This window comes from Nocardiopsis trehalosi NBRC 14201, from assembly GCF_001552555.1.
GTDB lineage: Bacteria > Actinomycetota > Actinomycetes > Streptosporangiales > Streptosporangiaceae > Nocardiopsis_B > Nocardiopsis_B trehalosi.
Genome location: NZ_BCRK01000204.1, coordinates 1 through 10,288, shown reverse-complemented (window position 1 = coordinate 10,288; position 10,288 = coordinate 1). Strand labels below are relative to the sequence as shown.

Sequence of the window (10,288 nt, the reverse complement as noted above, 5' to 3'; positions counted from 1 at the left end):
AAAAAGCACGACCTAGATCCCGCGCCTCCGGCCCGCCCTTCGCCGGGGGGCCGGTGGCCGGGCCGCGGCGGTACGATGCGGCGATCTTTCCGTGGAACCGGTCCTCACGGTGGACCGGCCCTCGGTACCCCCGGATCGAAGGGCACCGATGTACTTCCAAGAGAACGTCGCCGACTACGAGCAGATGCTGCTCGGCGGCTCGGCCTCCGCCGTGGTCCACCTCATGCTCGGCGGCACCTTGAAGGGACTGGACAAGCTCGACTACATCGGCCCCGTCTCCGCGCCCCTGAGAGTAGGCTCGTGGGCCCGCGCCGACCACATGGCGATCGCCTGGGCGGCGGACAGCGCCGCCACCGCGCGGTACCTCCACGAGGTGAAGCAGCGGGCCCCCGAGTACAACGGGGCGCCGTCCGGCAGCAGGGCCCCGCACGGAACGGGCGTGTCCACCGGGCCCCCGCCCACCGGCGGGGCCGCCCTCGCGCGGTACAACGACGCGGTCCGGCGGAACGCGGAGGAAAACGACGCGTGGCGGGACCGCAGGACGCAGAACCGGAGGCGGATCTCCGTCCTCCTCCAAGGGGACGACGCGGGCCTCCGGTACGCCGAGTCCCACGCCGAGCGGATCATGTCCGACCCCATCGTGTGGGAGGCCGCGGTGGCGCTCGCCGACCGCTTGTCCGAGGGCAGTCTCAACGAGAAGCAGGTCCGCACCGAGCTGTACGAACACCCGCTGCACCGCGCTGCGGACGCCGCGCGGGCCCGCCTGGCCGTCCCCGGCCCGTTCCGCTACGCGCGGGAGGAGGCGCGGGCGGATCGCGCCCCGGGGACCGAGGCGGCCCTCCCCCTTCAGGCCGCGCTCTCCGAGGCGGCGCGGCGCGGCGGTGCGACCGGCCCTCCCCCGGCCGCGGAGGCGCCGGCGGCCGGGACCGCGGAGGGCGCGGGCGATCGGCGCGCGGACGGCGCGGCGGCGCTGCGCGACCGCATGCGCGGCCGCGTCCAGCGGGCGACCGACGGCCGCGGCTCCGGGCGCTGACCTCCGGCGGTCGGCCCCCCGCGACCGGAGGGCGCCGGGACGGTGGCCGTCCCGGCGCCCTCGCTCCGCCCTGTCGGCGGCGGTCTAGCGGTGGCCCTCCCCCTCGGGTCGTCCGCGCTCGCGGCGGTCGCGTTCGGCCCGCTTGCGCAGGTACTCGGTCGCCGAGCCCCCGGCGCGGTCGATGTGGTCGTCGTACTTCCCGCCGGTGCGCCGCTTGGCGAGGTGCGCCACGCGGTCGACCCCCTCGGCGACCTTCTCGCTGTTCTCGCTGGCGGCCTTCTTGAGCTTGCCCAAGGCGTCTCCGAGTCCGGACATCCGATCCCCCTTGTTGGACGCTCACCCGACGTACGTCGGCCCTGTCCGCCCGATACCCGCTGGGTGCCCGCTTAACCTGCGGCGATGCCGCAGCCGTGCCGCCGCGGCGCCGCCGCGGCGCCGACGGCGGGTCAGATGCCGAGCACCATGCGGGCGATCGAGAAGTAGATGAGCAGCCCGGTGGCGTCGACCAAGGTGGAGACGAGCGGGGCGGACACGACGGCCGGGTCGACCCCGACCCGGCGGGCCAGCAGCGGCATCGACGCCCCGATGACCGCCGCCCACGTGCAGATGGCCACGACCGACACCGCCACGACGACGGCGATCCGGACCCCCACCAGCGCCGCGCCGATGACCAGGGCGATGGCGGCCAGCATCAGGCCCAGCAGCACGCCGACGCGGGCCTCCTTCCACGCCACGCGCGGCAGGTCGCGCACCCGCACCTCGCCCACCGCCAGGGCGCGCACGATGGCGGTGGCCGACTGCGAGCCGACGTTGCCGCCGGTTCCGGTGAGCATCGGGACGAACAGCGCGAGCGCGGTCACCTGCTCCAGGGTGGCCTCGAACACCTGCATGACGTTGACGGTGAGGGTGGCCGCGACGATCAGCAGGAGCAGCCACACCGAGCGGGCGCGGGCCAGCCGCAGCACGCTCGCGGCCACGTAGTGCCCGGCGACCGGGCTGGCACCGGACTGGCGCGCGATGTCCTCGGAGTCGGCGGCCTCGATCAGCTCCAGGGCGTCGTCGAAGGTGAGCAGGCCGAGGAACCGCTCCTCGGAGTCGACCACCGGCAGCGCGACGAGGTTGGCCTCCTGCACCAGCCGGGCGGCGTCCTCGGCCGGCTCGGTGGCGCGCACGCGCGGGACGAGCACGTCGACGCAGTCCTTGATCAGCGCGGAGTCGTCGTTGACGACCAGGTCGCTGAGCTGGACGGTGCCGGCCAGCCGACGGCCGTCGTCGACCACCGGCAGGGTGTAGACGGTCTCGGCGTCGGCGCCCTTGGCGCGCACGACCTCCAGGGCGCGGCCCACGGTGAGGTCGCGGTGCAGCACGACGGTCTCGGGGGTCATGTAGCGGCCGACCGAGCCTTCGGGGTAGCCCAGCAGAGCGGCGGTCATCTTCCGCTCGGCCGGGCTCAGACCGGCCAGCGCCCGGGTGGCGATCTTGGCGGGGGCCTCGCCGATCAGCCGCGCCCGGTCGTCGGGGTCCATCTGCTCCAGGAGCTCGTGGAACGCCGCGCCGCGCAGGCCGAGCAGGATCTCCTGCTGGTGGACGGGGTCCAGCTCCTCGAAGACCTCCAGTTCCCGGTCCTTGTCGAGGAGCCGGAAGGGCACGATCGCGACCTCGCTGTCCATGCGGGCGAGTTCGTCGGCGATCTCGTACGGCGGATGCTCGGCGAGCCAGAGGCGGACGCCAGTCAAGTCGTTGGCCTCGACCAGCGAGGCCAGGTCCTCGCCGCGCTCGTCCTCGGACATGCCGCGCACCCCCCTCGTCGCCTGGCACCCCATGGACCCTACCGGGGGCGGGACCGCCAGATCGCCACAAGGGCCGTGTCGTCGTTCTTCCCCTTGCCCAGGGTGTCGACCACGCCCTCGGCGCCCGCGTCGAACCCGTCCTTGACGAAGCGGTCGGCCACGCCGAGGAGGCGGTCGATGCCGGCGTCCAGGTCCTCGCCGGGGGTCTCGATGAGGCCGTCGGTGTAGAGCATGATCGCGTCGCCGGGGCGGAGCCGCCCCTTGACCGGGACGTAGGTCATCTCGGGGATGACGCCGAGCACGACGCCCTTGGCGTCGGTGGTGGTCCAGGCGCCGGTGCCGCTGTCGAACTGCACGGCGGGCGGGTGCCCGGCGGAGGTGATGATGTAGTCGCCGGTCTCCAGGTCCAGGCTGAGGTGGACCGCGGTGACGAACCCCTCGCCCACCGAGGTGCGCATGAGGTAGTCGTTGCAGTGGGAGAGGAACTCGCCGCTGGGCACCGCGCTGATGAGCCCGCCGAACGCGCCCGACAGCAGCAGCGCCCGGGTGCCGGCGTCGACGCCCTTGCCCGACACGTCGACCACGGCGAGTTCCAGGCGGTCGCCGTGGCGCATGGACACCACGAAGTCGCCGCCGAAGGACGACCCGCCGGCCTGGCGCAGCACGGCGGCCCGGCCCCAGCCGTCGGGCAGCTCGGGGAGGGTGCCCTGGGAGCGGAGCCGGTCGCGCAGGTCGAGCAGCATCTTCTCGCCGCTGAGGCCCTGGACGCCGAGGCGCTCGCGCACCCCCGACAGCAGGTAGGCGAGGACCGCGGTCACCCCGATGGTGACGAGCAGGCCGGGCCCGACCTGGCCGAAGTCCAGGGCGAACGCGGTGAACAGCAGGACGGCGGCGACCACGGCGAGGAGGAACGCCAGGCTCTTGCGCTTGAGCAGCAGCCCGCCGGCCAGCACCGTGAGGATGACGGCGCTCGGCGGGAACCACCCGGTGGGCCCCCAGACCGCGCCGACGCCGATGCCCACGGCGAGCAGGACCAGGGTGATCAGCACCAGCCGGTAGCGGAACAGCACCTTGCGCCGGAGCAGGGCGAGGACGCGCTGCCCCAGGGAGCGGGTGCGGCGGAGGAGCCGGGCGGTGGGTGAGGCGTTCATCGTGCCCGCACTGTAGCGCGCGGGCACCGCCCGACCCCCCGGGAACCGGCCGACCGATATATGTCCTGCGTGCGCGCCGAAATCCGCGCTGTACTCATCATGATCCAGTATGGGCTAGAACGCGCTCTCCGTCAGGCGTCCGGCGCCCGAACGCGCGAAACAGTGGGAAATCACCCCGGAGCACGCCCGTCCGTCCGGCGGGCTCCCGCGCTGTGAACGCCCGGGAAAAACCTTTCGCGCGGGCCGGCGGCGGAGGGTGGCGACAGGGGTCATGCCCACCCCGCCGGCCACGGGGGCCGACCCGCGGCCCGCCCGCCCCCCGCGTCCCACCGGCCCGCCGGGGCGCGCCCCGGCGGCCGCGCCGCCGCCTACGGCAGAGGCGGGAGTTCGCCGGTGCGCTCGTAGGCGCCGAGCATGCCGATACGCCGCGAGTGCCGCTCCTCGCCGCTGTAGGGGGTGTCGAGGAACACCTCCACGAAGCGGGTGGCGTCGGCCGTGCTGTGCATCCGGGCGCCGATGCTGACGACGTTGGCGTCGTTGTGCTCGCGGGCCAGGCGCGCGGTCTCGTCGCTCCAGGCGAGCGCGGCGCGCACCCCGGCCACCTTGTTGGCGGCGATCTGCTCGCCGTTGCCGGAGCCGCCGACGACGATGCCCAGGGATCCGGGGTCGCCCGCGACGCCCTCGGCCGCGCGGAGCACGAACGGCGGGTAGTCGTCGGCCGCGTCGTAGACGGCCGGTCCGGCGTCGACGACCTCATGCCCCTTGTCGCGGAGCCAGGAGACGAGGTGCTCCTTGAACTCGTAGCCTGCGTGGTCGGAACCGATGTGAACGCGCACGTGGGAAGTCTTTCATGAGAACCGCCCGCCCCCGGCGGCACAGCGCCGGGAACGGGCGGGCGGATCGGCGGGCGGGGCCGGGTGGCGCCTCGGGGGCCGGGCGGTCCCCGGGCGGCCGGCGGGCACCCCTACAGGGAGCCGCTGGCGGCGGCGATGCCCATGCCCATGGCGGCGAAGAGGCCCATCGGCACCACGGCGACCACGATCGCCATGACCATGGCCATGATGTCCTTGCCCAGCGGGCCGGCCTTCGACTCCGTCGGCTTGCTCAACTCACACCTCGTCATGGGGGCGGATACGGGTTTCCACCGGGCATTGTGCCATGGCCCCGGCGGCGGCCGGACCCGCCCCGCCCCTAGAGCTGGATGGCCTTGACCTCGCAGAACTCGTCGAGCCCGTGCAGGCCCCATTCCCGGCCCACGCCCGACTGCTTGTACCCGCCGAAGGGCACGCGGGGGTTCATCCCGGCGCCGTTGACCTCGACCTGCCCGGCCCGCAGCCGGCGGGCCACCGCCAGCGCGCGGTCGCGGTCGCCCGCCCACACCCCGGCCGACAGGCCGTAGACGGTGTCGTTGGCGATCTCGACCGCCTCCTCCTCGGTGTCGTAGGCGATCATGGCGAGCACCGGGCCGAAGATCTCCTCCTGGGCGATGCGCATGTCGTTGCGGACGTCGGCGAACACGGTGGGGCGGACGTAGTAGCCGCGGTCGGTGCCCTCGGGGGGTTCGGCGCCGCCGGTGACGAGCCGCGCGCCCTCCTTGACGCCGGTCTCGATGTAGTCGCGGACCCGGTCGAGCTGGGCGCGCGACACGAGCGGCCCCATGCGGGTGCCCTCGGCGAACGGGTCGCCGGGGGCGTACTTGGCGGCGGCGGCCGCGGCCAGCTCCACGGCCTCGGCGTAGCGCTCGCGCGGGACGATCATCCGGGTCAGGGCGTTGCAGCTCTGCCCGGTGTTGCGCATGACGTCGGCGACGCCGCGCTTGACCGCCGCGGCGAGGTCGGCGTCGGCCAGGATGACGTTGGGCGACTTGCCGCCCAGCTCCAGGGAGACCTTCTTGACGGTGGCGGCCGCGACCTCCGACACCCGGCGGCCGGCGCGCCCGGAGCCGGTGAACGACACCATGTCGACGCCGGGGTGGGCGGCGATCGCCTCGCCCACGACCGGGCCGGTGCCCGACACCAGGTTGAACACGCCGGCGGGCAGCCCGGCGTCGTGGAACACCTCGGCCAGCGCGTAGGCGGCGAGCGGGGCGACCTCGGTGGGCTTGAGCACGACGGTGTTGCCCGCGGCGACCGCCGGCACCACCTTGAGCACGATCTGGTGGAGGGGGTAGTTCCAGGGGGTGATGGCGCCGACGACGCCGAACGGCTCGCGCACGACGAGGGAGTCGCCGACCCGCTCGCCGCCGAAGTAGCGGTCGCCGACCTCGTCGAGCAGCTCCAGGAAGGTCTGGAACATCAGCAGGGGGAGCCCGGCCTGCACCTTGGTGGCGAACACCAGGGGGGCGCCCATGTCGGTGGCCATGGCGGCGGCGACGTCGGCGGACCGCTCGCGGAGGAGGTCGAGGGCGCGGGCGAGGTGCCCGCGCCGCTCGGCCACCGAAAGGGCCGACCACGCCGGGAAGGCGGCGCGGGCGGCCGCGACGGCGCGGCTGACGTCGGCGGGGTCGCCGGCCGGCACGGAGTCGATGACCTCCTCCGTGGCCGGGTTGACGACGTCCAGGGCCGTGTCCGAGGCGGACGGGGTCCAGGTTCCGTTGATGTAGAGGGATCGCATGGCTCCCACATTCCCAGAACCCGGTTCTACTATTCCGGCCGGGCTACCCCCAGTGGGGCGGCCGGTCCTCCAGCAGGCGCGCGGTGTTGTCGTCGGCGTCGGGGGCATCGCCCCACCCCGGGCCGCGCTCGTCGGAGGTGGTGTCGGGGAGGATGTCCAGGTCGTCGTCGAACTCGACGGTCCGGTCGTCGTCCGGAGCGCTCATGTCTCGCGTCCCTCAGTCGAAGATGGGGTCGCGGGTGCGGCTGCGCTTCAACTCGAAGAAGCCGTCGGTGCCCGCGACGAGGAGCACGCCGTCCCACAGCCGGCCCGCGGCCTCGCCCTTGGGGGCCGGGGAGACGACCGGCCCGAAGAAGGACACCCCGTTCACCGAGATGACCGGGGTGCCGACCTCCTGGCCGACGCGGTCCATGCCGTCGTGGTGGGAGCGGCGCAGGGCCTCATCGTAGTCGGCGGAGCCGGCCGCCTCCAGCAGGTCCGCGGGCAGTCCGGCGTCGGCCAGGGCCCCGGCGATGGTCGCGTCGGACCGGGACTCGCCGCGGACGTGCAACCGCTCGCCGAGCGCGGTGTAGAGCGGGCCCAGGACCTCGTTGCCGAACCGCTGCTCGGCGGCGATGGCCACCCGCACCGGGCCCCACGCCTCGTCGAGCATCCTGCGGTAGCCGGCGTCGACGTCCCGGCCCTCGTTGAGCACGGACAGGCTCATCACGTGGAAGCGCGGCTCCACCGGGCGCACCCGCGCGACCTCCAGCAGCCACCGCGACGTCATCCACGCCCACGGGCACACCGGGTCGAACCAGAGGTCGGCGCGGGCGGTCCCGCCGTCCCGGCCGCCGTCCACCGCGCTTCCGCTCGCCTCACTCAACCGCGTTCCTCCTTCTCCGGGCGCCGGCCGCCGGGGCCGGCGCCGCCACGGGCATCACCCAGGAGCAACCTCCGCGCCTGGTTCCGCATTCCGCGCCGATGCGTGGCAGGATCGGTCCCGACCAGCATTCGAGACCGCCCCGGTCCGGGCGGTCGTGAAGGGAGCGGACGTGGCGGGCAACCTGACTCGTGACGAAGCACGCGAGCGAGCGCGCATTCTCGACGTCGCCTCCTACGACGTGGAACTCGACCTCACGGTGAGCGACCGGATCTTCCCGTCGCGGACCGTGGTGCGGTTCGACTGCGCCGAGCCGGGGGCCGCGACCTTCATCGACCTGGTGGCCCCCGAGGTCCACTCGGTGGTGCTCAACGGCCGCGCGCTCGACACCGCCGAGGTCGTCCGGGACGGCCGCATCGCGCTGCCCGACCTCGCCGAGCACAACGAGCTGGAGGTGCTGGCCGACGCCGCCTTCATGCGCACCGGCGAGGGGCTGCACCGCTTCGTCGACCCGGTCGACGGCGGCACCTACCTGTACTCGCAGTTCGAGACCTCCGACGCGCACCGCATGTACGCGTGCTTCGACCAGCCCGACCTGAAGGCCGCGTTCGAACTGACGGTCTTCGCCCCCGCCGGCCACACCGTCGTCTCCAACAACGCGCCCGACGTCGCCGGCGCGACGGTGGACGACGGCTCCCCCAAGACCCGGTGGCACTTCCCCGCGACCCCGCGGATCTCGACCTACATCACCGCGCTCATCGCCGGCCCCTACCACGTGGTCCGCGACGAGCACGACGGCATCCCGCTGGGCGTGTTCTGCCGCGCCTCCCTGGCCGAGCACCTCGACGCCGAGGCCATCCTGGAGGTCACCAAGCAGGGCTTCGACTTCTTCCACGGCCTGTTCGGGCGGCGCTACCCCTTCGCCAAGTACGACCAGCTCTTCGTCCCCGAGTTCAACGCCGGGGCCATGGAGAACGCCGGCGCCGTCACCTTCCTGGAGGACTACGTCTTCCGGTCGCGGGTGACCGACGCCCGCTACGAGCGCCGCGCCGAGACCATCCTGCACGAGATGGCGCACATGTGGTTCGGCGACCTGGTCACCATGCGCTGGTGGGACGACCTGTGGCTGAACGAGTCGTTCGCGACGTTCGCCAGCGTCTACTGCCAGGCCGAGGCCACCCGGTGGAAGGACGCCTGGACCACCTTCGCCAACATCGAGAAGGCGTGGGCGCTGCGCCAGGACCAGCTGCCCTCCACCCACCCGATCGCCGCCGACATCCCCGACATGCAGGCGGTCGAGGTCAACTTCGACGGCATCACCTACGCCAAGGGCGCGTCGGTGCTCAAGCAGCTCGTCGCCTACGTCGGCACCGAGGCGTTCTTCTCCGGGGTACGCGCGTACTTCGAGGAGCACGCCTGGGGCAACACCGAGCTGGCCGACCTGCTGCGCAAGCTGGAGGCCGCGTCCGGCCGCGACCTGTCGGCGTGGTCGCGCGAGTGGCTGGAGACCGCGGGCGTCAACACCATGCGCCCGGAGTTCGAGGTCGACGGCGAGGGCCGGTTCACCTCGTTCGCGGTGCTCCAGGAGGCCGCGCCCGAGCACCCCACGCTGCGCTCGCACCGGCTGGCGATCGGCCTGTACGACCGCACCGAGCAGGGCATCGTGCGCCGCGAGCGCGTCGAGCTGGACGTCTCCGGCGAGCGCACCGAGGTGCCGCAGCTCGTCGGCACCGCCCGCCCCGACCTGGTGCTGGTCAACGACGACGACCTCACCTTCACCAAGATCCGCCTGGACGAGCGGTCGCTGCGCACGGTGGTCGAGGGCGCCGGCGACATCACCGAGTCGCTGCCGCGCGCGCTGTGCTTCGCCGCCGCCTGGGACATGACCCGCGACGGCGAGATGGCCGCCCGCGACTACGTGCGGCTGGTGGTCTCCGGCATCGGCGGCGTCGGCGACGTGTCGGTGGTGCAGATGCTGCTCCGCCAGGCGGTGTCGGCCCTGTACAACTACACCGACCCCGCGTGGCGCGACACCGGGTTCGCGCTGCTCGCCGGGCGGCTGCGCGACCTGCTCGGCGCGGCCGAGCCGGCCGGCGACCTGCAGCTGGCCTACGTGCACGGGTTCGCCGACGCGGCGGTCAGCGGCGAGCACCTGTCGCTGCTGCAGGGGCTGCTCGACGGCGCCATCACCGTCGAGGGCCTGGCCATCGACACCGACCTGCGGTGGACGCTGCTGCGCCGCCTGGTCGTGCACGGCCGCGCCGGCGAGAAGGAGATCGCGGCGGAGCTGGAGGCCGACCCCACGGCCACCGGCGAGCGGCAGGCCGCCGGGTGCCGGGCCGCCATCCCCACGCCCGACGCCAAGGCGCAGGCGTGGGACCGGCTGCGCTCCGCCGACCTCGCCAACACCGAGTTCCGGGCGGTCCTGGGCGGGCTGACCGAGCCCGCGCACGCCGAGCTGTACCGGCCCTACGCCGAGAAGTACTACGAGCGGCTGGCCGAGGCGTGGCGCGACTGGACCGGCGAGTTCGCGCAGACGTTCGCCGCCATGGCCTACCCCGCGCAGCTCATCGAGGACGCCACCCTGCGCCGCACCGACGCCTACCTCGACGCCGAGGACCCGGCGCCGGCGCTGCGCCGGCTGCTGGTCGAGGGCCGGGCCGGCGTGGAGCGGGCGCTCGCGGCGCGCCGCGCCGACGCCGCGCGCGGCGAGGGGTGACCCGGCGCGGGCCGTCCCCTCGGGGGCGGCCCGCGCCCGCGCGCGATGGGCCCGCCGCGCGGTGCCCCGGTCTCGGCCGGGCGCCGCGCGGCGGGCCGCTCACGTCCAGGGGTCGAGCGG

10 protein-coding genes are annotated in these 10,288 nt (G+C 74.0%); 2 read left to right on the top strand and 8 right to left on the bottom strand.

Features of this window, described 5'->3' with window-relative positions:
• The first annotated feature begins 148 nt into the window (after positions 1-148).
• Positions 149-1,033, top strand: a complete 885-nt coding sequence (locus NT8_RS24505; protein WP_067974301.1) for a hypothetical protein — start codon at positions 149-151, stop codon at positions 1,031-1,033.
• Positions 1,034-1,117: 84 nt separating this feature from the next.
• On the opposite strand, the gene NT8_RS24500 is transcribed toward NT8_RS24505, so the two are convergent.
• From NT8_RS24500 to NT8_RS24475, 8 genes are all read right to left on the bottom strand, one after another.
• Positions 1,118-1,348 carry an antitoxin gene (locus NT8_RS24500; protein WP_067974298.1) on the bottom strand — a complete coding sequence of 77 codons (231 nt, stop codon included), beginning with the start codon at positions 1,346-1,348 and terminating at the stop codon, positions 1,118-1,120.
• Positions 1,349-1,479: 131 nt separating this feature from the next.
• Entirely contained in the window at positions 1,480-2,823 is a 1,344-nt protein-coding gene (gene mgtE / locus NT8_RS24495; RefSeq protein ID WP_067974306.1) for a magnesium transporter, read from the bottom strand.
• A 38-nt stretch (positions 2,824-2,861) separates the two neighbouring features.
• Positions 2,862-3,974 (bottom strand): PP2C family protein-serine/threonine phosphatase, encoded by a 1,113-nt coding sequence (locus NT8_RS24490; RefSeq protein WP_067974294.1) that lies wholly within the window; start codon positions 3,972-3,974, stop codon positions 2,862-2,864.
• Between the two features lie 368 nt (positions 3,975-4,342).
• Complete coding sequence (locus NT8_RS24485; RefSeq protein ID WP_067974291.1) at positions 4,343-4,810, bottom strand: ribose-5-phosphate isomerase; 468 nt, start codon at positions 4,808-4,810, stop codon at positions 4,343-4,345.
• Positions 4,811-4,938: 128 nt separating this feature from the next.
• Entirely contained in the window at positions 4,939-5,082 is a 144-nt protein-coding gene (locus NT8_RS29605) for a hypothetical protein (protein ID WP_157515960.1), read from the bottom strand.
• A gap of 83 nt (positions 5,083-5,165) precedes the next feature.
• On the bottom strand, positions 5,166-6,587 hold the full coding sequence (locus NT8_RS24480; protein ID WP_067974288.1) for an aldehyde dehydrogenase family protein: 1,422 nt from the start codon (positions 6,585-6,587) through the stop codon (positions 5,166-5,168).
• Between the two features lie 43 nt (positions 6,588-6,630).
• On the bottom strand, positions 6,631-6,792 hold the full coding sequence (locus NT8_RS30085; protein ID WP_169805258.1) for a hypothetical protein: 162 nt from the start codon (positions 6,790-6,792) through the stop codon (positions 6,631-6,633).
• 12 nt (positions 6,793-6,804) lie between these two features.
• Positions 6,805-7,452, bottom strand: coding sequence for a mycothiol-dependent nitroreductase Rv2466c family protein (locus tag NT8_RS24475; RefSeq protein ID WP_394326599.1), 648 nt, complete (start codon positions 7,450-7,452; stop codon positions 6,805-6,807).
• A 169-nt stretch (positions 7,453-7,621) separates the two neighbouring features.
• Between NT8_RS24475 and pepN the strand changes: the two genes are divergently transcribed.
• On the top strand, positions 7,622-10,168 hold the full coding sequence (pepN, locus tag NT8_RS24470; RefSeq protein WP_067974286.1) for an aminopeptidase N: 2,547 nt from the start codon (positions 7,622-7,624) through the stop codon (positions 10,166-10,168).
• Positions 10,169-10,288 lie beyond the last annotated feature (120 nt).

Bases quoted from the DNA above. Each gene is read 5' to 3' on its own strand.
- NT8_RS24480 (WP_067974288.1), bottom strand. From the start codon at position 6,587: ATGCGATCCCTCTACATCAACGGAACCTGGACCCCGTCCGCCTCGGAC.
- NT8_RS24505 (WP_067974301.1), top strand. From the start codon at position 149: ATGTACTTCCAAGAGAACGTCGCCGACTACGAGCAGATGCTGCTCGGC.
- NT8_RS24500 (WP_067974298.1), bottom strand. From the start codon at position 1,348: ATGTCCGGACTCGGAGACGCCTTGGGCAAGCTCAAGAAGGCCGCCAGC.
- NT8_RS30085 (WP_169805258.1), bottom strand. From the start codon at position 6,792: ATGAGCGCTCCGGACGACGACCGGACCGTCGAGTTCGACGACGACCTG.
- mgtE (WP_067974306.1), bottom strand. From the start codon at position 2,823: ATGTCCGAGGACGAGCGCGGCGAGGACCTGGCCTCGCTGGTCGAGGCC.
- NT8_RS24490 (WP_067974294.1), bottom strand. From the start codon at position 3,974: ATGAACGCCTCACCCACCGCCCGGCTCCTCCGCCGCACCCGCTCCCTG.